Below are 22,889 nucleotides of genomic sequence, written 5' to 3' on the forward strand. Positions count from 1 at the left end.
TTGACCCGCGAAAGGAGGTGGTTATGTGGCAGGTGCCGACGTGCTTTCCCAGTCGGAGATAGACGAGCTTTTATCGGCTTTGTCGACCGGCGTGGTTTCGGCGGAAGATATGAAGATCGAGCAGACCCAGCGTAAGGTGAAGGTCTACGATTTCAAACGCCCCGACAAATTCTCCAAGGACCAGATTCGCACTTTATACATGCTGCATGAGAATTTCGCCCGCCTTCTCAATACGTACCTGGCCGCCCACCTTCGCTCGTTCGTGAATATCAACGTGGCTTCGGTCGACCAGCTTACATACGAGGAGTTCATCCGCTCGCTGCCAAACCCCAGCGTTATCAGCATCTTCCAGATGCGCCCCCTGAAGGGCAGCGTGCTGTTGGAGCTTAACCCGAATATCGTGTTCGCGATCATCGACCGCCTGTTCGGCGGTCCGGGCGCCGCTCCGGCCAAGCCCCGGCCGCTTACCGATATCGAGGAGGTCATCGTTAAAAGGGTGCTGGCTAAGACGCTGGAGAGCTTCGCGGAGGCGTGGAAGCAGGTGATCACCCTCGAGCCGCGGATGGATGCCATCGAGACCAATCCCCAATTTACGCAGATCGTGCCGCCCAACGATATGGTGGTCATAATTACGCTGCAGACAAAGATCGGCCAGGCGGAAGGGTTGCTGAACATCTGTATTCCTTATCTGGTGCTTGAGCCGATTATGTCGAAGCTGTCGACGACTTATTGGGTGGCTTCGTCGATGGCCAAGCAGGCGACGGACGAGGGGATAAGCGCCCTGCAGCGCAAGCTGGAGAAAACGCTGATCCCGATCGTGGTGGAGCTGGGCAGTATCGGGGTGAACGTCCACGAGCTGCTGGGGCTGGCCCCCGGCGATGTGCTCCAGCTGGAGACGAGGGCGGACGAGGATCTGAGAATAACTGTCGGCAGTAACGAGAAATTCCGGTGCACGCCGGGAATTTCCGGCAAGAAGCTGGCGGTGCAGATAACGGAAATTATCGCCAAAGGAGATGATGGTGATGAATAACGGCTTTCTTTCGCAAGAAGAGATAGACGCTTTGCTGCGCGGAGAACCTGTCGCGAGCAGCGAGGGGGATCTTAGCGATATCGAGAAGGACGCGATGGGCGAGATAGGCAATATCTCGATGGGCAGCGCGGCGACGACGCTGTCGATCCTGCTGAGCCGCCGCGTGTCCATCACTACGCCGAAGGTCCGTATTTCGAGCATCAACGAGATCAAGAAACAGTATCCGCTGCCGTATCTGGTTATCGAGGTGGGTTATACCCACGGTCTTATCGGCAGCAATATCCTGGCGATCCGCGAGTCGGATGCGCTGATTATTTCCGATCTGATGATGGGCGGCGACGGGACCAATCCTCCGTCTGAGCTGAACGAGCTGTATATGAGCGCGGTGTCCGAGGCGATGAACCAGATGATGGGTTCGGTGGCTACGTCGATGTCGACGGTTTTCAAGAAGAAGATCGATATCGCGCCGCCGGCCTGCAATCTTTTGGATTTTTCGGAGGACACGACTATTACGAGTGTGACGAGCCCCGATGCGCCGATGGTGGAGGTTTCCTTCCGCATGGAGGTCGAGGATCTGATCGACAGCCAGATCATGCAACTGGTGTCGCTCGATGTGGCGAAGGAGATGGTGGCTAACCTGATCGGGGTGGTGGAAGCTAATGCCGCGCCCCAGCCGGTCGCGGCGCCCGCTTCCCCGGCGGCTCCCGCGCCGATGCCGGCCGCGGCCGCCCCGGCTCCGCAACCCATCCCCCAGCCGATGCACCAGCCGATGCCCCAACCGATGATGCCTGCGCAGCCGATGGTGGCGATGCCGATGGCGTCGGCCGCGCTGCCGCCCAATGTGGTGGTGCAGCCGGTGCAGTTCGCGCCGCTGAAGCCGGCGATGCTGCCGGTGGGAGATACGAATATCGGCCTTATTCTGGATGTGCCGCTGCAGGTTACGGTGGAACTCGGCCGGACCCGCAAGCTCATCCGCGAGATTCTCGAACTCGCTCCCGGTTCGGTGGTCGAACTCGATAAGTTGGCCGGCGAACCTGTGGATATCCTGGTAAACGGCAAACAGATCGCCAAAGGCGAGGTTGTGGTTATCGATGAGAATTTCGGTGTGCGGGTCACCGAGATTATCGGCCAGCTAGACCGGACAGCCCTGCAGTAGTTGACAGACGACGAAATTTTGAGAGGGAGAGAATGTGCTATGGCAATTAAGGTCCTGATTGTGGACGATGCAGCTTTCATGCGGATGATGATTAAGGATATCCTGACCAAGAACGGTTTCGAGGTCGTGGGCGAGGCGGAGAACGGCGTCAAGGCGGTGGAGAAGTTTCAGGAGCTGCGCCCCGATCTGACGACGATGGATATTACTATGCCGGAGATGGACGGTATTTCGGCCGTTAAACAGATTAAGAAGATCGACGCCGGCGCGAAGGTTATCATGTGCAGCGCCATGGGCCAGCAGGCGATGGTTATCGAGGCGATCCAGTCGGGGGCCCGCGATTTCATTGTTAAGCCGTTCCAGCCGGACAGAGTGTTGGAAGCTATCCGCAAAGCCATCGGTTGATATGAGCAGACTTAGTTTTTGGCGGGGGGCGGCCGTGCTTGTGGCGCTGCTCTGCCTTTGCGGCACGGTGCTGGCGGCGGGGCAGGGCGGGGAGTACCTGCCTTATCAGGAACCTAAGCCGGCCGGTTCGACCTGGCTTTCGACTATCGCTTATATGATTACATTGTTGGTGACCTTTGCCGTTGTTATCGCGCTCGCTTTCTTCACGTCCCGCTTTTTGGGACAAAGGATGGGGCGTTTCAGCGGCGCAGGCGACAACCGGGTGCTGGTATCTCTGCCGCTCGGCCAAAACCGGGGGGTGTTTGTGGTGGAGGTGGCCGGCAAATTTTTGGTCCTGGGCGTAACCGATCATAGCGTCAATTTTCTGCAGGAGGTCACCGATCCCGCGATGATCGAGAAACTCCGGGTTACGGCTCCGGCGCTGGCGCCGAGCCAGTTCGACGCAGTTTTTAAGAAACAGCTTGCATCTTTACAGCAAATGTCCAACAAGTTCCCGGGTGTTTTTGGACAGTACAGCCGGGGTGACAACGAAATCGATCGCGAGAAGAGGTAAGCTAGTGTCCAGACGCCTTGCAACGATAACCGGCTTGACCGCATTTTTCTGCCTGCTTGTGCAGGCGGCGGTACAGGGCGCTCCTCTTGTCCCTGTGCCCAATATAAATATCGGCGTGGAAGCGGCCAACAATCCCCGCGATGTCGCTTTGAGCCTTCAGGTTCTTTTCGTATTGACTGTGCTTTCGCTGGCACCGTCAATTTTAATAATGATGACTTCTTTCACCCGGATTATCGTTGTTCTGTCTTTTCTGCGCAGCGCGCTGGCGACGCAACAGATGCCGCCCAATCAGGTTCTGGTCGGGCTGGCGCTGTTTTTGACGTTTTTTACGATGTCGCCTTATTGGGACCAGGTGAACCAGAATGCTTTGCAGCCGTATATCGCCGGCACGATGAGCCAGGATGCCGCGCTGACGGCGGCCATGAAGCCGATGCGCGAGTTTATGTTCAAACAGACGCGGGAGAACGATCTGGCGCTGTTTATCAATATTTCCGACGCGCCCCGGCCCAATTCCCAGGAGGATGTGCCGACGTCGTCGCTTATCCCGGCTTTCGTGATCAGTGAGCTGAAAACCGCTTTCCAGATCGGTTTTCTGATTTATATTCCTTTTATCGTCATCGATATGGTCGTGGCCAGTACGCTGATGTCTATGGGGATGATGATGGTGCCGCCGGTTATGATTTCGTTGCCGTTCAAGATTCTGCTGTTTATTCTTGTCGACGGCTGGCATCTGGTTATCCGGTCGCTGGTTACGAGCTTCAACTAGGAGGGTACGGGCATGTCCAACGATTTGGCTATTCAGATAGGCCGCGATGCGCTGGTGATGGTGATGCTTGTTTCGGCGCCGATGCTCGGTCTGGGCCTGTTGGTGGGCATTCTTGTCAGCATTTTTCAGGCGATTACCCAGATTCAGGAGCAGACGCTCAGTTTTGTGCCGAAGATCGTGGCGGTGTTCGTGGCGGTGCTGCTGTTCGGGCCGTGGATGCTTAGCCTGATGGTCGGGTATACCCGCGAGTTGCTTATTAATTTGCCGCAGATGATTCGCTAGGCGGGGGTGGCAAGAGCGGGTGGATATTGTTGCGGTTCTCCTCAATCAGACGAGTTTTTTCCTGCTGATTTTCGCCCGCATCACCGGTATTTTTTCGGTCGCGCCGTTTCTCGGCAGCACGAATATCCCCGGTTACGCCAAGGCCGGCCTGTCGCTGCTGCTGTCGTATATTCTTTTCCCGGCGGTTTATTCCGCCAGCGTTGTGCTCCCCAATGCTATGCTGGCTTATGCCGCGTTGGTGGCGGGAGAGTTCCTGCTCGGACTTATTTTCGGTTTTGTGAGTTCGCTTATTATGCAGGCCGTCCAGATGGCCGGCCATGTTCTCGATATGCAGATCGGTTTCGGTATCGTCAATGTGTTCGATCCGCAATTCGGTCAGCAGATCCCGCTCCTGGGCAATTTCAAGTATATCCTGGCGCTGATGGTGTTGCTGGCGACCAACGGTCACCATGTGATGCTCAGCGCCCTGGTGGCCAGCTTCAAGCTGGTGCCGGTGACGGGGGTGGTTATCCCGGCTTCGCTGGCGGGGTTCATCGTTGATTTGGTGAGCGGCGCTTTCACGCTCGCGTTTAAGATAACGGTGCCGGTGCTGGCGTCGCTGGTTCTTGCGGATGTGGCGTTCGGCATTCTGGCGCGCACGATGCCGCAGATGAATATTTTCGTCGTGGGTATCCCGGCTAAGCTGATTATCGGCATTTTCGCCATGATGATGGCGCTGCCGTTCTATATTGCGGTGATGGAGGTGGGTTTCAATGGCATGTATCAGGACCTCTACCGCCTCTTGGCGGCTGTCCGCTGACGGCAAAGAGCACTGGTACAAGCTGACCGTTTTCGACCTGCAGCTTTTCAATCAGGAGAAGACGGAAGAGGCCACCCCGAAGCGTAAGGAAGAGGCGCGTCAAAAGGGCCAGGTCGCCAAGAGCAACGAGATCAGCTCGGCGTTTGTCATCCTGGCCGCGTTCCTGGCGCTGAAGATGCTGGGGCCGTATATGTACGACCTGCTTTTCTCTTATATGCGGTTCATGTTCACTAATTTGACCACCGCCGATTTCACCATCAACCAGGTTTATCTGCTTATTATCCACCTGGGCATTGTTTTTCTGAAGGCTGTCCTGCCGGTGATGCTAACTGTTCTGGTTATTTCGCTGGCGGTGAATATACTCCAGGTGGGGTTCGTCCTGTCATTCGAACCCTTGATGCCGCAGCTTGATCGCATCAATCCTGTTAAAGGCTTCCAACGCTTGTTTTCGCTGCGCTCGATGGTCGAGATGGTCAAGGCGCTGCTGAAAATCGGCATCATTTCGTATTTCGTGTATCGCTTCATTATGCGCGAGACAGCAATGGTGCCTCAGCTCATCGGCGCCGATCTGGCGGATTCGCTCCGTTACGCCGCCGGCCTGGTAGCCGATTTGGCGCTGGAGATCGGCATGGTCATCCTCGTCCTTGCCGCGGCGGATTATTTCTATCAATGGTGGGAGCACAACAAGAGCCTGAAGATGTCGAAGCAGGAGGTCAAGGAAGAGTACAAGCAGACGGAGGGCAACCCGCAGATCAAGGGCAAGATCAAGGAACGCCAACGGGCGATGGCGATGCGGCGGATGATGCAGGAGGTGCCGCAGGCCACGGCGGTTATCACCAATCCGACTCACTTTGCGGTGGCGATAAAATACGATAAGAAGATGGCTGCGCCCGTGGTTATCGCCAAGGGGCAGGATTTCCTGGCCGAGCGCATCAAGCAGGTGGCGAAGGAGAACCGGGTGGCGGTGGTTGAGAACAAGCCGCTGGCCCGCGCACTGTATTCGACCGTAGAGGTGGGGGAGACCATCCCGCCCGAGCTTTACCAGGCTGTCGCCGAGGTGCTGGCTTATGTGTTCAGGCTGAAAAGGCGGCTGTCCTGACCGCCGGCGGTTGTAAACTCTCGGAACATATCTATTACGCAGCACGTCTGCAGGCAGTAGGTGCCGCAGGCGCGCGCACAGGAAGGAGCGGCGATAGGTGGCTGCGCAAACTTCACCATTCGCGTCGATTTTACGCTATAGCGACATATTCATAGCCATCGCCGTCATCACCATTGTCGTGATGATGATTATCCCCGTTCCGCCGGTGCTTCTCGATATTTTGCTTACTTTGAATATTACCTTCGCCCTCATTATCGTGATGGTGTCGATTTATAACACCGAACCGCTGCAATTATCCGTTTTTCCGTCGCTGCTGCTGATAACGACGCTTTTCCGCCTGTCGCTGAACGTGTCGTCGACGAGGCTGATTCTGCTGGACGGCTACGCCGGGGATGTGATTTTGGCGTTCGGCAATTTTGTCGTCGGCGGTAATGCGCTGGTCGGGTTCATTGTGTTCGTCATCCTCATCATTATCCAGTTCATTGTCATCACCCGCGGCGCCGAGCGCGTCGCGGAGGTGGCCGCCCGTTTCACGCTGGACGCCATGCCCGGCAAGCAGATGAGCATCGACGCCGATCTTAACGCCGGCCTTATTAACGACGCCGAGGCGCGCGTGCGCCGCCGCAATATCCAGCGGGAAGCTGATTTTTACGGCGCGATGGACGGCGCCAGCAAGTTCGTCAAAGGCGACGCGATCGCGGCGATCATTATCATTATTATCAACATTGTCGGCGGGTTCGGCATCGGTATGCTGCAGCGCAACATGGATCTTCTTCAGGCGCTTTCCACTTATACGCTCCTGACGGTGGGCGAGGGTCTCGTCAACCAGATCCCGGCGCTGCTTATTTCGACGGCGACGGGCATTGTTGTTACCCGTGCCGCTTCCGACGTCAATCTCGGCCACGATATCGTCGGCCAGCTGCTGACCAATCCGCGCGTGTTCATGATCGCCTCCGCCGTGCTTGCCGGTCTGGCGCTGGTGCCCGGCCTGCCGGGGTTCCCGTTTTTAGTGCTGAGCCTGTTCTGCGGGGCGATCGCTTTTGTGCTGATGCGCACCGCCAAGAGCGACGCCGCAACGGAGATTACCCGCCGCGAGGAGAAGGAGAACGAAGAGGTGCGCAAGCCGGAGAATGTCGTTTCGCTGCTGGCGGTCGACCCGATGGAGCTGGAGATAGGCTACAGCCTCATTCCGATGGTGGACGTGAGCCAGGGCGGCGATTTGCTGGACAGGATCGTGATGATCCGCCGCCAGTGCGCTCTCGAACTCGGCCTGGTGGTGCCGACTATTCGCATCCGCGACAATATCCAGCTCAAGCCCAATGCGTACGTCATCAAGCTGCGCGGGGTGGAGGTGGCCAAGGGCGAACTGCTGCCCGATCATTATATGGCCATGAATCCCGGCACGGTGGCGGAAGAGATCAGCGGCGTCGAGACGTTCGAGCCGGCGTTCGGCCTGCCCGCACTGTGGATCCAGGAGAACGAGCGCGAACAGGCGGAATTGTCGGGCTATACGGTCGTCGATCCGGTGTCGGTGCTGGCGACCCACCTGACGGAGGTTATTAAGGGCCACGCCGCCGAGATTCTCGGCCGGCAGGAGGTCCAGACGCTGATAGAGTCTGTCAAGCAGACTAATCCTGCGGTTGTGGACGAGCTGGTGCCCAATCTGATGTCGTATGGCGACATCCAGAAGGTGCTGGCGAATCTGCTCCGTGAGCGGATTTCCATCCGCGACCTTGTTACCATCCTTGAAACACTTGCCGATTATTCAACAGCCACGAAGGATACCGAGGTGCTGGCGGAGTATGTCCGCCACGCGTTGGCCCGTCAGATATCGCGCCAGTTTATCTATAACAATATCCTGGCCTGCCTGACGGTGGACCCCCAGCTCGAGAATCTGATCAACGGCGCGGTTCAGCGAACCGAGCACGGTTCGTACGTCGCTCTCGACCCGTCGACTGTGCAGGCGATCGTCAACAGCCTGTCGAACGAGTTGCCGAAACTCACTAATCTTGGCTATCAGCCGGTCGTACTGGCGAGTCCGACGACGAGGCTATATTTCCGCAAGGTGACAGAGCGGGTGGCGCCGAATCTGATTGTTCTTTCTTACGCCGAGTTGGACCCGAAGATCGAAGTACAAGCCGTTGGGATGGTGAGAATTTAAGTGAAGGTCAAGGTTTTTACCGCCAGCAATATACAGGACGCCATGGCCCAGGTGAAGGGCGACCTTGGGCGGGACGCCGTTATCCTTCATACGCGCCGTTTCCGTCGCGGCGGTTTCCTCGGCTTCTTCGGCAGGGAGATGGTGGAGGTGATGGCCGCGCTCGATACGCCGCCGCCGGCCCCCGCTCCGGAACGCAAGGCGCCCGCCCAGCCGGCGGTTGTGCTGCAGCGGCCGAGCGATGACGACGCCAAGGTGACCGCTCTCCAACTGGAGATTTCCAATATGCGCAAGCTGATCGAGCAGGTGCTGGCCAAACTGCCGCGCCAGGAGAAGCACCATCACCCTTTGTACGATCTGCTGGTGAAGAACGATATCGACGCGGCGATCGCCGAGAATCTCGTTCAGGGTCTGCCTGACGAGGGACCGCTTACGGGCAACAATCCGGCGTTCGTTCGCCAGTTGCTGCTGGAGCGGCTGACGAATCACTTGCAGCGGGTGGAGGGCATCGTAGTTCCCGAGTCCGGCTGCAAAGTAGTGGCTTTTATTGGCCCCACGGGGGTCGGCAAAACGACGACGATCGCGAAGCTGGCCGCCAATTTTGCTTTCGGTCAGGGCCTCAAGGTGGCGGTGGTGACCGCCGATACGTACCGGATATCCGCCGTAGAACAGCTCAAGACGTACGCCGATATCATCGATGTGCCGCTTGAGATTGTTTATACGCCCGACGAGATGAAGGCCGCCCTGTACCGGCACCGCGATAAACGGCTGGTGCTCGTCGATACCGCCGGGCGCAGTCCGCGCAATCATTACCAACTGGCCGAACTGCAGGCGTTGCTTGCCGTAGACCCGTATATCGAAACCCACCTGGTACTGAGCACGACAACCAAGTACGCCGATGCGCTGGAAACGGTCAACCGTTTTTCCGTCTGTTCGCCGCAGAAGTTTCTGTTTACGAAGACCGACGAGGCGACCAATCTCGGCACGCTGTTCAATCTGCTTTACCAGTTCCCGACTACCTTGTCGTACATTACGACCGGCCAGAATGTGCCTGACGATATCGAACTGGCGAATCCTGCCAAGCTTGCTAATATGATTTTGAGGGACTGACATGCGCGATCAAGCGGAGCGGCTGCGGCAACTGGCGCAAGGCTACCAGACCGCGGCCAAGAGCCCGATTATAAAGCAGCCCGATTCACGGGCGCGCGTCATCACCGTCACCAGCGGCAAGGGCGGGGTGGGGAAGACCAACCTTACCGTCAATCTGGCTCTGGCGTTAACCAACCTGGGGCAGAAGGTGCTTATTATCGATGCCGATCTGGGGTTGGCCAATGTGGAGTTCGTGCTTGGGCTGACGCCCAAGTACAATCTTCTCAACCTGCTCGACGACGGTTATAACATTAACGATGTCGTGATGGACGGCCCGCGGGGCGTGAAGTTTATGTCCGGCGGCTCGGGCATCTATGAGTTGGCCAACTTGACCGATGCCCAGATACAGAAGATCATCAATCAGGTGGTGCTGTTCGACCGGTGGGCCAATGTCATTCTCATCGATACCGGCGCCGGGCTGCACCGCAATGTCCTCAATTTTGTGATGGCCGCCGACGAGGTGATTATCATTACGACCCCCGAGCCGACCGCGATCGCCGACGCTTATGCGGTCATGAAGGCGTATGCGGCCCATTACGGGCGCGCGCCGCTCCGCCTGGTGGTGAACCGGGTGCTGGAGATGGACGAGGGGCAGATGGTCGTCGATAAGCTGGGCAAGGTGTCGCAGCGGTTTCTCGGGGTCGGCGTCACCAATCTCGGGTTTGTTTACGAGGATCCGAACGTGCTGAAGGCGGTCAAGAGCCAGGTGCCGGTCATGGTCGCCCACCCGGACACGATTGCCGCCCGCTGTATCGATCACATCGCCCAGCGGCTGCTGTACGGCAAGGAGGTCAATCAGCCGACCGGCATCAAGGGGTTCTTCAGCAAGTTCCTCGATCTGATCCGCTGACCGGAATGTGTCAAAAAGGCGGCGATTATGACGATGAAACGCAATTTTTATACGGTTTCTGTAAATTTGTCGAAAATTCGAGAGGTAGCGGGACAAAATTATGGAAATATACAATAATGGCATTGTATTTAGCTGGTATTTGTCCGTAATTTCACGGGAGGTGGGATAGCTGTGATCAAAGTACTTGTTGTCGACGACTCCGCTTTCATGCGCAAAGTGTTATCCGACCTGTTCGCCGCCGAGAGTGATTTTACCGTTCTCGAAGCCGCCCGCAACGGCAAGGACGCCATCGATAAGGTCAAACGCCTGAACCCCGATGTCGTGACGATGGATGTTGAGATGCCGGTCATGGACGGCATCAGCGCCCTGGAGACGATAATGCGGGAGGCGCCGACGCCGGTGGTGATGGTGAGCAGCCTGACCCGCGAGGGCGCCGATGCCACGCTGAAGGCGTTGGAAAAAGGGGCCGTGGATTTCGTCGCCAAGACGGCCGGCCCGATTTCGAGCATTGATCAGATCAGGATCGAGATTCTCGCCAAATGCCGCACTGCCGCCCGCGCCAATGTGAGGCAGCTTATCCGCCCGCCGGCGCCGCCGGCGCCGCCGCCCCCCCAGCCTCCGGCGTTCGCGCCCGGCCACGACGAGCGGATTGTCGCGATCGGGACTTCGACCGGCGGCCCGCGGGCCCTGCAAGAAGTTCTTACCCGTCTGCCGGGGAATCTGCCCTGCCCGGTGGTTATCGTGCAGCATATGCCGCCAGGGTTTACCAAGTCGCTTTCCGACCGCCTCAACACTCTGTCGCCCCTGTCGGTCAAGGAGGCCGAGAACGGCGATGTGCTCCGGCCCGGCCTGGCGGTCATCGCCCCCGGCGATTTCCACATGACGCTGGTGCGCGAGGGGAACAAGACGGTGGTGCGTCTCCACCAGGAGCCGCCGATCGGCGGCCACCGGCCTTCTGTCGACCCGACGATGGAGGCGGTGGCTAGAATCTACGGGCCGCGGGCGGTGGGCGTCATCCTCACGGGGATGGGCGCCGACGGTTCACGGGGGATGAAGGCGATAAAAACGGGACGAGGGTTTACCATTGCAGAGGATCAGTCGACCACAGTGGTGTTCGGTATGCCGAAAGCGGCTATCGAACTGGGGATAGTCGATAAAGTCGTGCCGCTGCCCGGTGTCGCCGGCGAAATCGTCAAACACCTGCAGAGCAAACACGGAGGTGTGTAAAATGGAGTTAAATCAATACATGGGGATGTTCCTGGAGGAGTCGCGCGAACACCTTCAGACACTGAACAGATGTCTTCTGAGTCTTGAAAACGATCCGCGCAACTTGTCGGTGCTTGACGAGATATTCCGCAGCGCTCACACTATCAAGGGCATGTCGGCCACGATGGGGTTCACGGCGATTGCCGAGCTTACCCATGAGATGGAAAATGTCCTCGATTTACTGCGCAAGGGGCAACTGAAGGCTTCGCCCGCGATCATCGACACGCTTTTCAAATGCCTGGATACCCTGGAGCAATCGGTGGAGAGCATCGCCAGCAATAGCGAGGCAACGGTGGATATCAAGCCGCTGGTCGCCAAACTTATCAAGCTGGCCGCCGGCAAGGATCAGGAGGAGGCTGCGCCGGCCGCCGCCGCGACGAAGGCCGCGACTCCCGTTGTCGCGACTTCATCCGGCATTACTTTGAACGATACGGAGATTGATGTCATCAAGGCCGCCAGCCGGCAGGGCTACGCGGCTTACGAGGTGCAGGTGGGCCTGCGCGAGGGCTGCCTGCTGAAGTCGGCGCGGGCGTATATGGTGATGAACGCTCTCGACGAGCTTGGCGATGTTATCAAGAGCGTCCCGCCGGCCGAGGAACTGGAAAAGGAGAATTTCGATTACAGTTTTTCGGTTGTGGCGCTGAGCGACGCCGAGCCGGAGAAGGTTCAGCAGGCGCTGCTGGCAATTTCGGAGATCGAGTCGGCGACGGTGCTACCGCTGGCGATTCCGGACGCGGCTCCTGCCGCCGCCGCTGCGCCGGCGATCAAGCCCGCTGCCGCGCCGGAGGTCAGGCCTGAAGCAGAGGTCCCTGCGGCCAAACTGGATGCGCCGCCGACGGCTGATGCGCCCCTGGCGGCCGATAAGAAAGTCCGCGGCGGCCAGTCTGTCCGCGTGGATATCGATAAGCTCGATACGCTTTTGAATCTGGTTGGCGAGCTTGTCATCAACAAGACCAGGCTGGAGCAGATCGGCCTTAGCCACCGCCTTACCGATCTGACGGAGACGATCGAGCAGATGGACCGGGTTACCACCGATCTGCAGGCTGTTGTCATGAAGGTCCGGATGGTGCCCGTAGGGCAGGTTTTCAACCGCTTCCCCCGTATGGTACGCGATTTGTCGCGCGATCTGAACAAAGAGGTCAATCTTATCATCCAGGGCGAGGAGACCGAGCTCGACCGTACCGTCATCGACGAGATCGGCGATCCGCTGGTCCATTTGCTGCGTAACGCTATCGACCACGGTATCGAGAGCCCGGCCGAACGCGAGGCCAAGGGCAAGAATCCGGTCGGCGAGATACGGCTGATTGCCCGTCATGAGGGCAACAATGTCATTATCATGGTCGAGGACGACGGCGCGGGCGTTAATCCGGAGGTCGTCAAGCAGAAGGCTTTGGAAAAAGGGATGATCACCCAGGCCGAGGCTGAGAAGATGGATGCCGCCGAAGCGGTCCGCCTGCTGTTCCTGCCCGGTTTCTCGACCGCCAAGGTGGTGACGGACGTGTCCGGCCGCGGCGTTGGCATGGACGCGGTGAAAACGAAGATCGAGTCTCTGGGCGGCATGGTGGATGTTGAGACCAAGGTCAACGAGGGGTCGCGCTTCAAGATCAGGCTGCCGCTGACGCTGGCTATCATCCAGGCGCTGCTCGTGAAGGTGTGCGAGGAGATTTACGCTATTCCCCTCGGGTCGATTGACAGTACGATCAATATCACTCCCGGGGATATCAAGACGATTCAGAATCAGGAGGTTATCCTCCTGCGCGGGCAGATTATCCCGATCGTTCGCCTGGGCAACGTTCTCGGCGTGCCTGAGTCCGGAAACGAGGGCGCCGAGGAGCTTTACGTTGTTATCGTCCATATGGGCGAGCAGAAGGCGGGGGTAATTGTCGATACGCTGATCGGCCAGCAGGAGATTGTCATCAAGTCGCTTGGTAAGCTGTTGGCTTCGATTAAGGTTTTGGCCGGGGCCACGATTCTCGGCGACGGGCGTGTGGCGCTTATTCTCGATGTCGGCTCGATAATGCAGTAGGGGGGATAGAGATGGCCGAAAGTACTTACGCGGACAGGGAAATACAGCTGGTTATTTTCAAGCTCGGCCGCGAGGATTACGGTATCAGTATTTTGCAGGTGCAGGAGATCAAGCGGATACTTGACATTACCCGCGTGCCCAATTCGCCGGATTTTATCAAGGGGGTCATTAATCTGCGCGGCAGCGTGCTGCCGGTTATCGATCTGAAGAAGCGCCTCCAGTTGCCGCCGACCGATTATACCGAGGATACCCGCATTATTATTGTCAAGGTGGAGGAGATTGCCGTCGGCCTGATCGTGGATGCGGTTTCCGAGGTAACGACGCTGAGCGGCGAGAATATCGAGCCGCCCACTACGGTGGTGGGCGGTGTGAGCGCGCAGTATCTGAGCGGCGTGGGCAAGCAGGACGACAACCTGCTGATTCTCCTTAATCTTACCGCTATTGTCGGCCTCGGCGCCGAGGTTGGCAAGGCCGGCTAATCATCGTTGATTCTGACCGAACGAGGTGGATGTGTTGTCTGAAGATATTATGAACCTTTCGGTGCTCCAGTTGGACGCTTTGAGAGAGGTGGGCAACGTCGGGGCGGGCAACGCGGCTACGGCGCTGTCGCAGATCATCAATCGCAAGATCGATATGACGGTGCCGAAGGTGGCTATTTTGCCGCTGGGCGATGTGCCTGACGTGGTGGGCGGGCCGGAGATCATGGTGGCCGGCGTGTACCTGCGCGTTTTTGGCCCGGCGCCGAGCAGCATCCTGTTTCTGCTTCCGCGCGAGAGCGCTTTCGCGTTAGTCGATATGCTCATGGGCCGCGAGCGCGGGCTGACCGATCACCTCGATTCGATGGACGAATCCGCTCTTTTGGAAATAGGCAATATTCTGGCCGGCGCTTATTTGAACGCGCTGTCCTTTTTCACGAAGTTTACTCTGTTGCCGTCGATTCCCGCCCTGGCGATGGATATGGCGGGAGCTATCCTGAGCGTCATTCTGAGCCAGCTTGGCCAGATGGGCGATCACGCTCTCGTTATCGAGACCGAGTTTTCCACCGAGGGCGACGGCGGCGTCAAGGGCCATTTCTTTCTCATCCCCGATCCCGGCTCGCTGGGAACCATTCTCGCGGCAATAGGGGTGAAGGAATAATGGCTGAATTAATCAAGGTTGGTATGGCCGATTATAAGGTCGGCCGCGAGCCTGCCAGTCTTATCAGCTACGGTCTCGGTTCCTGCGTCGGTATCGCTCTTTTCGATCCGGTGACCAAGGTTGGCGGATTGGCGCATATTATGTTGCCTGACAGCACCCAGGCCCGTTCGACGGAGAATCCGGCCAAATTCGCGGATACGTGTTTACCGCTGATGTTGAATGATCTGGTGAAGATGGGGGCTATGAGGAACCGCCTGCAGGCGAAGATCGCCGGCGGGGCTCAGATGTTCACGTTCGCGAACGCGACCGATATTATGCGGGTCGGGGAGCGCAACAGCGAAACGGTGCGCGTGATTTTGAAGAAACTCGAGCTGAGGCTGATTGCCGAGGACTGCGGCGGCAATTACGGCCGTACGGTGGAGCTGAAGCTCGATAGCGGCGTTTTCCGTATTAAGACGATCGATAAGGGCGAAAAAGAATTGTAACCGGGGGATCGATATGGTGAAGCTGCGTATAGCGCTCGGATTGGCTTTGATTGTCGCCGCCCTTACCGCCGCCGTCGGGCTGGTGCATGGTTTGAGGACGCCGACCGTTTTCTACCGGGCCGCAATTTCGCTAACCGGAGCCGCGCTTGCCGCTTATCTTGCCGCCAATCTGGCCGAGGCGTATATCCGGCGGCGTTTTGCCGGTGTTAAGCCCGGCAGGAATAAAGTCGATATTATTAGTAAGGACGGGATTATTGAGAACGATGAGCTTCTTAATCCGTCTCACGTTACACCGCCGTTCAGTCCCTTCGTCCCGGAGAATTTCGAGCAGATTTCGGTGAAGTAATTGCTGCCAGGGATGGGAGGGACGTAAATGCCGGACGACGGGCTCGCGCTGCAGAATTTGTGGTCGGACTACCGGGAAAACCGGCGTGCCGAGATCCGCGAAAAATTGATTGAGAATTATCTCCCTTTGGTCAAGCTGGTCGCCGGACGCATCGCGGTCGGCCTTCCTCAGCATGTCGACAAAGACGATCTTATCAGCAACGGTTTCTTCGGTTTGCTCGAGGCGATCGAGCGTTTCGATCTGTCCCGCGGGTTTAAGTTTGAGACTTACGCGGTGGCCCGCATCCGCGGCGCTATGCTCGATTCGCTCCGCGCCCAGGATTGGATTCCGGCCACCGTTAGGCAGAAGGCCCGCCAGTACGAGCATACGCTGGCCGAGCTTGAGCACCGTCTGGGCCGGTCGGCCGCGGATGACGAGGTTGCCGGCGCAATGGGGGTTTCGGTGCCCCAACTCCATACGCTTATCAATACGCTGAACGGCTGCACGCTTGTTCCTCTTGAGGATTACGTCAAGACTGAGTCGCCGGCCAGTCACGCCCCTAATCCGTCCCAGTTCCTCGAGGAGGAGGAGGTCAAGGCTACTTTGGCGAAGGCGATCGAGCGCCTTACGGAGAAGGAGCGGCTGGTTGTCACGTTGTACTATTACGAGGGTCTGACGCTGAAGGAGATTAGCCTGATTCTGAAATTGACCGAGGCGCGAATTTCCCAGCTCCATACGAAGGCGATTTTCCGTCTGCGCGGCGCCCTGGCCCGTTATAAATCCAGCTTGTTGTAGCCTCAGAGTAAGGAGAGGTGTATTTGATGAGTGATGAGGAAAAAGCGACCAATCAGTCCGATGCTTCGGTGGCTGTTGACGGTTCTTTCCAGATAGACCAGAAGGACGACGGCGTTTACCTTACGGTCAATCCTGCCAAGGGAGCGGGGGCGCCGGTCAGGGAGCCGCTTGTGATGGCCGAGTTGAAGAATCGCGATATCCAGGGCGCCAATTTTTCCGCGATTATCCGCATTGTCAAGGAGGCGAGCGGGTCGCCGGTGAAGATTGCCGAGCAGACGGCCGCGGTGCCGGAGCCGGAGGTCCAGGTGCTGGTGGAGCGCGACCGGATGGCGGCTTCGCTTCAGATCACCCGTCCGAAAGGCAGTCGCCCGCTCACTATCGAAGAGGTGCTGGAGAAGATTCACGCCGCAGGTATTGTTCAGGGTATCGATATGGAGGCTGTGAAACGGGCTTTCGACCGCCCGGGTACGCCGGTGACGTGCGCCCGCGGCGATACGGCTGTGAACGGCAGCGACGCGGTTATCCGCTTCGCTTTTGATATGAACGCCAAGGGACGCCCGGTGGAGCTTGAGGACGGCCGGGTGGATTTTAAGGATCTTAATCTTTTTACGGTGGTGGCTGAGGGCGATTTGCTGGCGGAGAAGATTCCGCCGACACCCGGAACGCCGGGGGTGGATGTTCTCGGGCAGCCGATTTTCCCCAAGCCGGGCAAGGATATTCCTTTGCCGGTCGGCAAGAATGCGTATGCCGACGGCAGCAGGATCAAGGCCGCTATCGCCGGCCAACTGCAGTATGTGAATAATAAGCTGCATGTGTCGCCGGTGATCGAGATCAAGGGCGATGTGGATCTTTCGACCGGCAATGTCGAGTTTGTCGGCAATGTGGTTGTGCGCGGCTCGGTGCAGTCGGGGTTCACGGTGAAGGCCGACGGCAATGTGGAGATTTACGGGTCGGTGAGCGGCGGTACGGTGGAAGGGGCCAATATCGTTATCCGGATGGGCATTCAGGGGATGCAGCGCGGTTATGTCCGCGCGAAGGAGAACGTGACAACCAAGTTTATCGAGAATGCCAATGTTTCCGCCGAGGGCGACGTGATGGTGAACGATGTTGTTCTTCACAGCAACGTGAGCGCCGGTAAGCGGGTGATCGTGGAGGGCCGGCGCGGTTTTATCGCCGGCGGCCATGTGATTGCCGCCGAGGAGATCCGCGCCAAGACGGTGGGCACGCATCTGGCGGTGGCCACCGATCTGGAGGTGGGCGTCAATCCTGTTATCCGCGCGGAATATACCGAGCTGCGCAAGGAGCTGCGGAAGAATGAGATTACCCTCGACCAGGCGCAGAAGGCTCTTGTTGTGCTCCGGTCGGTCAACCAGTCGGATTTGTCGCCCGATAAGCGCGAGATGCTGTTGAAGTTGACGAAGGCCCAGTTTCATATGGCTGGCCAGGTGGAGACGATGCGCAGGCGGATTACGGAGATCGAGCTGTTGTTCGAGGAGATGCGCTATGGCCGCATCAGGGTTTCGGATGTGGTTTATCCGGGTGTGAAGATTGTTATCGGCACGTTGGTGAAACCGGTGCGCGAGATGCTGAAATACGCTTCTTTTTACGCGGAGGACGGCGAAATCAGGGTCGGGTCGTTCCGTTAAGCTGAAAGTAGGGGAGGGGAGGACGTGACAATCCGTGCCATCGACCTCCAGGTACTCATTCCCCGGGTTACCGAGGTAAGCAAGGTCCAGCAGATTGCCGACCACCAGGGCGCTTTGCAGCAACAGCAGGGCGCCGACCAGTGGCAGAGGCTGGCTGCCACGCGCCAGCAGCAGGTGCAGAAATCGCCTCAGAATGCCGGCGGCAAGGTCGACCCGGATGCGGACAAGGAAAGACGCCAGGATGATCATAGGAAGGGCAGCCGCCATCATGAGGACGAGGCCGAGGACAGCCCCGATCCCATCCGCGGTCACACGATCGATATCAAGACTTGAGGTGGGTTATGCTAACAGGGATGATTGTCTTTGTCGTCATTATTCTTTTTTTTGCTTTTTTCGTTGTTTATAAGCGCGGCATGATCGTTAGGATGTTTACGCTGAACGCGGCGACGCCCGCCGGCGAGTTCCAGCAGGAGCTGGAAAGGACGGCCGACGCGGCCATCCGCCGTCTGGAGACGCAGATCGCCCACCTGGAGTATCTGCTGGACGAGGCCGACGCGCGGATCGCCGAGCTGGACGCCAAACTGGCGGCTTCCCGGCAGGCTCCCGAACCGGGCGCCGCTTTGGCCGCCGCCGCGCCAGCCGCACCGACGGAAGGGCCGCCGGCAGGGTCGATTGATGTGCGGCTAGCGCCTGAGCCACCGCCGGTTACGGCGGCAGCGCCTGCCGAGGAGACGCCGGGCCGCGAGGCGCCGGGCGCCGACCGGCGCAAGCTGATTTTGTCGATGTCGGAGCAGGGCTATAGCGTTACGGAGATTTCCAAGACGACGGGCGCGGGTAAAGGGGAAATTATGCTGCTGCTGCAGTTGAATAAAAAATGATCTTTTTTTGGATACTAGTAAGCGAATTGCCGGCGATTATGCTTGTGGCGACGCGTTAATTATGCTATACTAGCTTTTGGTGTAATATCACACACGCCTGTCAATTCCCCGACTGTGCCGGCTGAGCCGGTGGGCGGCGGAAAATGCGACTGGCGGCGGAAAAAAACAGGAGGTGTCCAGAGTATGTCGGTTATTTCCATGAAACAGCTTCTGGAGGCTGGGGTTCATTTCGGCCACCAGACCAGAAGGTGGAACCCCAAGATGGCTCCGTACATTTTTACGGAGCGCAACGGCATCTACATCATTGACCTGCAGAAGACGGTCAAGAAGGTGGAGGATGCGTACAATTTCGTCCGCGATCTGGCAGGCGAGAATAAGACGCTGCTGTTCGTCGGCACGAAGAAGCAGGCCCAGGAGGCCGTCCGCGAGGAGGCGCAGCGCTGCGAGATGTTCTTTGTGAACGAGCGCTGGCTGGGCGGCATGCTGACCAACTTCCAGACCATTCAGCGCCGGATCAACCGTCTGCGCGAGCTCGAGTCGATGGAAGAGAAGGGCATGTTCGAGGTTCTGCCCAAGAAGGAAGTCATCGCCCTCCGTCATGAGCAGGAGCGCCTGCATAAGTTCCTTGGCGGCATCAAGAATATGCGTAAGCTGCCTGGGGCGCTGTTCATCATCGACCCGCGCAAGGAGCGGATCGCGGTGGCCGAGGCCCGCAAGCTGGGTATCCCGATCGTGGCGATTGTCGATACCAACTGCGATCCCGACGAGATCGACTATATCATCCCCGGCAACGATGACGCCATCCGCGCCGTCAAATTGCTTACCGGCAAGATGGCCGACGCCATCCTGGAAGGCAAGCAGGGCGAACAACTGGAAGCAGCAGCAAGCGAGAGCGAGTAAATGTGCTAAGGTAAGGGACGGCCAATCGCTCCCTTACCTTAGTTTCCCTTTAGGCTATAAACAAATCTTAGCACAGGCCGGATTTTAATATTCGACAGGAGGATGGGTATGATAACTGCGGAAATGGTAAAAGTTCTGCGCGAGCGTACCGGCGCAGGCATGATGGACTGCAAGAAGGCGCTGACCGAGACGGACGGTGACATGGAGAAGGCGGTCGATTTTCTGCGCGAGAAGGGTCTGGCCGCTGCTGCGAAACGCGCCGGCAGAGTCGCCGCGGAAGGCGTGGTCGAGGCTTACATACACGGCGCCGGCCGTATCGGCGTTATGCTTGAACTGAACTGCGAAACCGATTTCGTGGCCAAGACGGATGATTTCAAGGCTCTGGCAAAGGATCTGGCGATGCAGGTGGCGGCTTCCAATCCGGGTTATGTCCGCCGCGAGGAAGTGCCGGCCGAGATTATCGCCCATGAGCGCGAAGTCCTCAAAGCCCAGGCGATGAACGAGGGCAAACCGGCCAACATCGCCGAGAAGATGGTGGAAGGCCGTATCGAGAAGTTCTACAAGGAAAACTGCCTGATGGAACAGCCGTTCATCAAGGATCCGGATACGACCGTGACCCAGCTTATTACCGCTAAGATCGCCAAGATCGGCGAGCATATCTCGGTGCGGCGGTTCGTCCGCTATCAGCTGGGCGAAGGTATTGAGAAGAAGAGCGCCGACTTCGCTGCCGAGGTTATGGCTACTGTTAAAAATTGCTAGCAGCCCGCTGGCCAAAAAAGAGAACACCTGGTGTTCTCTTTTTTCTAAAGTGCCGGACAGGCAAATAAAGGATTTGGCCGCCGATTCGTAGAAAAGACTTGAAAAATGGGGGTTTTCTGATATGCAGGCCGGAAAATACAAGCGTATTGTCCTGAAATTGAGCGGCGAAGCGCTCGCCGGGAACAGAGGCTACGGCATCGACCCGGAGACGGTGGAACGGATCGCCCGCGAGATCCGCGAGATCAGGCGGACCACCGATCTTGAGGTGGCGATCGTCGTCGGCGGCGGCAATATCTGGCGCGGCCTGGCCGGCAGTTCCAAGGGGATGGACCGGGCGACCGCCGATTATATGGGCATGCTGGCTACGGTTATGAACGCGCTGGCTCTGCAGGACGCCCTTGAGCACTGCGGCGTCGATTCGCGCGTGCAGTCGGCGATCGAGATGCGCCAGGTGGCTGAACCGTACATCCGCCGCCGCGCTATCCGCCACCTTGAGAAGGGCCGGGTGGTGATTTTCGCGTCCGGCACCGGCAACCCCTATTTTTCGACCGATACAACAGCCGCCCTGCGGGCCGCGGAGATCGAAGCCGATATCATCCTGATGGCCAAGCGCAACACGGACGGCGTGTACGACTCCGACCCCCGCCATAATCCGGACGCTAAGAAGTTCACCGCCCTTGAGTATATCGAGGTGCTGCAGCGCGGCCTGGGTGTGATGGATTCCACCGCGACCAGCCTGTGTATGGATAACAGAATTCCGATCGTTGTTTTCAGCATCGACGAGCCCGGTAATATTTTGAAAGCCGCTTGCGGCGAAAATATCGGCACTGTTGTGGGAGGGATGAAAAATGACGGTTAAGGAGATCTACGCCAGCCACGAGGACAAGATGAAAAAAGCCCTTGAAGTGATGCGGAAGGAGTACGGCACTTTGCGCGCCGGCCGCGCCACCCCGGCGCTCCTCGACAAGATCGCGGTCGATTATTACGGCACGCCGACCCCACTGAGCCAGGTGGCCAACATTTCGGCCCCCGAGCCGCGTCTGCTGACCATCCAGCCGTGGGAGAAGACGATGCTGGGCACGATCGAGAAGGCGATCCTGAAATCCGACCTCGGACTTACGCCTAACAACGACGGTTCGGTGATCCGCCTCAATATTCCCCAACTGACCCAGCAGCGCCGGACCGAGCTGGTCAAGGTGGTGCACAAGAAGGCCGAGGATTGCCGGGTGGCGATCCGCAACCTTCGCCGCGACGGCAACGATTCGATCAAGAAGCTGGAAAAAGACCACGTCATCTCCGAGGATGATGCCAAGAAGGGCCAGGAAGACATCCAGAAGCTGACCGATAAGTACATAAAAGAGATCGACCATGTAATGGCTGTCAAAGAAAAGGAAATAATGGAAGTGTAGCATATTGGATACCGTTGGAATGCCGCTGGAGGCCGCCAAGGAGGCGCTGACGGCGCGCAACGTCGCTTTTGCGGTGACTGTAACCAGGCCGTCGCGCAACAACTTCCCCCTTGTGGAGGATGTTCTCTATGTCATAAGGGATACCGAGGGCGAAGATGGACGGCGTCACCTGCTTGTCGCAGCCAAGATGGGGAAAGCCCCCTCGTAAGAGGGGGCTTATCATTACGATGTCGAGGTGCCTTACTGACGTGTGGAAAAAATGGTTCGGACGCACTGACCCGCAGAGCGGAAAAGCTTTCGGCGACCTTGACCCGGCCCGCGTCCCGCGTCATGTCGCCATCATCATGGACGGCAACGGCCGCTGGGCTCAGAAGCGCGGCCTGCCTCGCACTTTCGGCCACCGGGCGGGGGCGGAAGCCCTCAGGGCCATCGTTCGCACGGCGGCCGAGCTTCGCGTCGGCGTACTGACGACATACGCTTTCTCCACCGAGAACTGGAAACGGCCGGCGGAGGAAGTCGATCTGCTCATGAACCTCTTTTCCGATTATCTCGACAACGAGATCGACGAACTGAACGAAAACGGCATCCGGGTTCGTTTCAGCGGCAAGATAGAGGAGCTGTCGCCCGGTCTCAGGTCCAAGATCGACCGGGCGGAAGGCATGACCGCCGCGAACGCCGGTCTGGTGCTCAACATCGCCGTGAACTACGGCGGGCGGGCCGAGATAACCCGCGCGGTGCAGCTTATCGCCGCGCAGGTGGCCGCCGGCAAACTCAAGCCGGAAGATATAAGCGACGAGACCATCGGCCGGCACCTCTATACGGCCGGCATGCCCGACCTCGATCTGCTCATCCGGCCGGCCGGCGACCAGCGGATAAGTAATTTTCTCCTCTGGCAGGCTGCGTACGCCGAGTTCTGGTTTACCGATATCAACTGGCCCGATTTCCGGCCCGAACACCTAATCGCCGCCGTAGCCGATTTTCAGCGGCGCGACCGGCGGTTCGGCGGGCTGACCAAGTAG

Annotated in this window: 27 protein-coding genes; all 27 read left to right on the plus strand. The window is 58.3% G+C overall.

What is annotated here, in order from left to right; translation table 11 throughout:
* Positions 1 to 25: 25 nt before the first annotated feature.
* A complete protein-coding gene (gene fliM, locus RIN56_01550; protein MDR7865466.1) occupies positions 26 to 1,030 on the plus strand; it encodes a flagellar motor switch protein FliM in 1,005 nt (334 codons plus the stop codon).
* Positions 1,023 to 2,186 (plus strand): flagellar motor switch phosphatase FliY, encoded by a 1,164-nt coding sequence (fliY, locus tag RIN56_01555; GenBank protein ID MDR7865467.1) that lies wholly within the window; start codon positions 1,023 to 1,025, stop codon positions 2,184 to 2,186. The genes fliM and fliY overlap by 8 nt, the downstream gene beginning before the upstream one ends.
* Positions 2,187 to 2,225: 39 nt before the next feature.
* Positions 2,226 to 2,588: a response regulator gene (locus RIN56_01560; GenBank protein ID MDR7865468.1), complete on the plus strand. Its 363-nt coding sequence runs from the start codon at positions 2,226 to 2,228 to the stop codon at positions 2,586 to 2,588.
* Between the two features lie 34 nt (positions 2,589 to 2,622).
* Complete coding sequence (fliO, locus tag RIN56_01565) at positions 2,623 to 3,141, plus strand: flagellar biosynthetic protein FliO (GenBank protein MDR7865469.1); 519 nt, start codon at positions 2,623 to 2,625, stop codon at positions 3,139 to 3,141.
* A 25-nt stretch (positions 3,142 to 3,166) separates the two neighbouring features.
* On the plus strand, positions 3,167 to 3,907 hold the full coding sequence (fliP, locus tag RIN56_01570; protein MDR7865470.1) for a flagellar type III secretion system pore protein FliP: 741 nt from the start codon (positions 3,167 to 3,169) through the stop codon (positions 3,905 to 3,907).
* Between the two features lie 12 nt (positions 3,908 to 3,919).
* Positions 3,920 to 4,189, plus strand: coding sequence for a flagellar biosynthesis protein FliQ (gene fliQ / locus RIN56_01575; protein MDR7865471.1), 270 nt, complete (start codon positions 3,920 to 3,922; stop codon positions 4,187 to 4,189).
* 19 nt (positions 4,190 to 4,208) lie between these two features.
* Complete coding sequence (fliR, locus tag RIN56_01580; GenBank protein MDR7865472.1) at positions 4,209 to 4,988, plus strand: flagellar biosynthetic protein FliR; 780 nt, start codon at positions 4,209 to 4,211, stop codon at positions 4,986 to 4,988.
* Complete coding sequence (gene flhB, locus RIN56_01585; protein ID MDR7865473.1) at positions 4,942 to 6,087, plus strand: flagellar biosynthesis protein FlhB; 1,146 nt, start codon at positions 4,942 to 4,944, stop codon at positions 6,085 to 6,087. The genes fliR and flhB overlap by 47 nt, the downstream gene beginning before the upstream one ends.
* 97 nt (positions 6,088 to 6,184) lie before the next feature.
* Positions 6,185 to 8,248: a flagellar biosynthesis protein FlhA gene (gene flhA / locus RIN56_01590; GenBank protein ID MDR7865474.1), complete on the plus strand. Its 2,064-nt coding sequence runs from the start codon at positions 6,185 to 6,187 to the stop codon at positions 8,246 to 8,248.
* Positions 8,249 to 9,355 (plus strand): flagellar biosynthesis protein FlhF, encoded by a 1,107-nt coding sequence (gene flhF, locus RIN56_01595; protein MDR7865475.1) that lies wholly within the window; start codon positions 8,249 to 8,251, stop codon positions 9,353 to 9,355.
* Between the two features lies 1 nt (position 9,356).
* A complete protein-coding gene (locus tag RIN56_01600) occupies positions 9,357 to 10,244 on the plus strand; it encodes a MinD/ParA family protein (protein MDR7865476.1) in 888 nt (295 codons plus the stop codon).
* A gap of 171 nt (positions 10,245 to 10,415) precedes the next feature.
* Positions 10,416 to 11,471 (plus strand): chemotaxis response regulator protein-glutamate methylesterase, encoded by a 1,056-nt coding sequence (locus RIN56_01605; GenBank protein ID MDR7865477.1) that lies wholly within the window; start codon positions 10,416 to 10,418, stop codon positions 11,469 to 11,471.
* A 1-nt stretch (position 11,472) separates the two neighbouring features.
* Entirely contained in the window at positions 11,473 to 13,536 is a 2,064-nt protein-coding gene (locus RIN56_01610; protein ID MDR7865478.1) for a chemotaxis protein CheA, read from the plus strand.
* 11 nt (positions 13,537 to 13,547) lie between these two features.
* Complete coding sequence (locus RIN56_01615) at positions 13,548 to 14,015, plus strand: chemotaxis protein CheW (protein ID MDR7865479.1); 468 nt, start codon at positions 13,548 to 13,550, stop codon at positions 14,013 to 14,015.
* Between the two features lie 34 nt (positions 14,016 to 14,049).
* A complete protein-coding gene (locus tag RIN56_01620; GenBank protein ID MDR7865480.1) occupies positions 14,050 to 14,673 on the plus strand; it encodes a chemotaxis protein CheC in 624 nt (207 codons plus the stop codon).
* Complete coding sequence (locus RIN56_01625; GenBank protein MDR7865481.1) at positions 14,673 to 15,158, plus strand: chemotaxis protein CheD; 486 nt, start codon at positions 14,673 to 14,675, stop codon at positions 15,156 to 15,158. The genes RIN56_01620 and RIN56_01625 overlap by 1 nt, the downstream gene beginning before the upstream one ends.
* 13 nt (positions 15,159 to 15,171) lie before the next feature.
* Positions 15,172 to 15,504 (plus strand): hypothetical protein, encoded by a 333-nt coding sequence (locus RIN56_01630; GenBank protein ID MDR7865482.1) that lies wholly within the window; start codon positions 15,172 to 15,174, stop codon positions 15,502 to 15,504.
* Between the two features lie 27 nt (positions 15,505 to 15,531).
* Positions 15,532 to 16,278, plus strand: a complete 747-nt coding sequence (locus tag RIN56_01635; GenBank protein ID MDR7865483.1) for a FliA/WhiG family RNA polymerase sigma factor — start codon at positions 15,532 to 15,534, stop codon at positions 16,276 to 16,278.
* Between the two features lie 26 nt (positions 16,279 to 16,304).
* Complete coding sequence (locus RIN56_01640; protein ID MDR7865484.1) at positions 16,305 to 17,924, plus strand: FapA family protein; 1,620 nt, start codon at positions 16,305 to 16,307, stop codon at positions 17,922 to 17,924.
* A 24-nt stretch (positions 17,925 to 17,948) separates the two neighbouring features.
* Positions 17,949 to 18,257, plus strand: a complete 309-nt coding sequence (locus tag RIN56_01645; GenBank protein MDR7865485.1) for a hypothetical protein — start codon at positions 17,949 to 17,951, stop codon at positions 18,255 to 18,257.
* Positions 18,258 to 18,265: 8 nt separating this feature from the next.
* The gene (locus RIN56_01650; protein ID MDR7865486.1) at positions 18,266 to 18,802 is read left to right on the plus strand and encodes a hypothetical protein; all 537 of its coding nucleotides are present in this window, start codon (positions 18,266 to 18,268) and stop codon (positions 18,800 to 18,802) included.
* 183 nt (positions 18,803 to 18,985) lie between these two features.
* Positions 18,986 to 19,702 carry a 30S ribosomal protein S2 gene (gene rpsB / locus RIN56_01655; protein MDR7865487.1) on the plus strand — a complete coding sequence of 239 codons (717 nt, stop codon included), beginning with the start codon at positions 18,986 to 18,988 and terminating at the stop codon, positions 19,700 to 19,702.
* A 102-nt stretch (positions 19,703 to 19,804) separates the two neighbouring features.
* Complete coding sequence (tsf, locus tag RIN56_01660; GenBank protein ID MDR7865488.1) at positions 19,805 to 20,461, plus strand: translation elongation factor Ts; 657 nt, start codon at positions 19,805 to 19,807, stop codon at positions 20,459 to 20,461.
* Between the two features lie 121 nt (positions 20,462 to 20,582).
* Positions 20,583 to 21,320 (plus strand): UMP kinase, encoded by a 738-nt coding sequence (pyrH, locus tag RIN56_01665; GenBank protein ID MDR7865489.1) that lies wholly within the window; start codon positions 20,583 to 20,585, stop codon positions 21,318 to 21,320.
* On the plus strand, positions 21,310 to 21,870 hold the full coding sequence (frr, locus tag RIN56_01670; protein MDR7865490.1) for a ribosome recycling factor: 561 nt from the start codon (positions 21,310 to 21,312) through the stop codon (positions 21,868 to 21,870). Before pyrH ends, frr begins: the two co-directional genes overlap by 11 nt.
* 4 nt (positions 21,871 to 21,874) lie before the next feature.
* The gene (locus RIN56_01675; GenBank protein MDR7865491.1) at positions 21,875 to 22,078 is read left to right on the plus strand and encodes a hypothetical protein; all 204 of its coding nucleotides are present in this window, start codon (positions 21,875 to 21,877) and stop codon (positions 22,076 to 22,078) included.
* Positions 22,079 to 22,097: 19 nt separating this feature from the next.
* Positions 22,098 to 22,889: an isoprenyl transferase gene (locus tag RIN56_01680; GenBank protein ID MDR7865492.1), complete on the plus strand. Its 792-nt coding sequence runs from the start codon at positions 22,098 to 22,100 to the stop codon at positions 22,887 to 22,889.

Source organism: Sporomusaceae bacterium, from assembly GCA_031460455.1.
Taxonomy (GTDB): domain Bacteria; phylum Bacillota; class Negativicutes; order Sporomusales; family UBA7701; genus Anaeroselena.